We start from the raw sequence: 508 nt of genomic DNA, 5'->3' as shown, positions 1-508 counted from the left end.
ACCACCACCGACGACGGGCCGTTCACGGCCGCGACCTCGACCCGATCCGACCAAGACTCCAGCCGCGCGACCGCCTCGGCCTCGCTCAACGCGACCGACGCCATGCCACCACGCCCGGCCAACCGCTCACGGATCGCCTGACTGCGCAACGCCACCACCCGTGCCGCGTCCTCCAGAGACAGCGCACCCGACACACACGCAGCAGCGATCTCACCCTGCGAATGACCCACCACCGCATCCGCCAGCACACCCACCGACGACCACACCGCAGCCAGACCCACCATCACCGCGAAACTGGCGGGCTGCACCACATCCACCCGCTCCAACAGCTCCGGCCCGGCCTCCCCGCGCAACACATCGACCAGCGACCAGTCGATCCACGGCTCCAACGCCGCCGCACACTCCACAATCCGCTCCGCGAACACCGGAGACGACTCCAGCAACTCCCGGCCCATACCCACCCACTGCGAGCCCTGGCCCGGGAACACCCACACCACCTTGCCCGGCG

At 69.9% G+C, this 508-nt stretch carries 1 protein-coding gene; it reads right to left on the bottom strand.

Annotated features, from left to right (window positions below; all coding sequences use genetic code 11):
• Positions 1-508 (bottom strand): acyltransferase domain-containing protein (locus tag AQI95_RS44300; protein ID WP_159056794.1); only part of this gene is annotated, 508 nt, incomplete at both ends.

It is taken from the genome of Streptomyces yokosukanensis, from assembly GCF_001514035.1.
Classification (GTDB): Bacteria; Actinomycetota; Actinomycetes; order Streptomycetales; family Streptomycetaceae; genus Streptomyces; species Streptomyces yokosukanensis.
The sequence above is the reverse complement of the archived record's forward strand: the minus strand, read 5'-3'. Positions and strand labels throughout refer to the sequence as shown.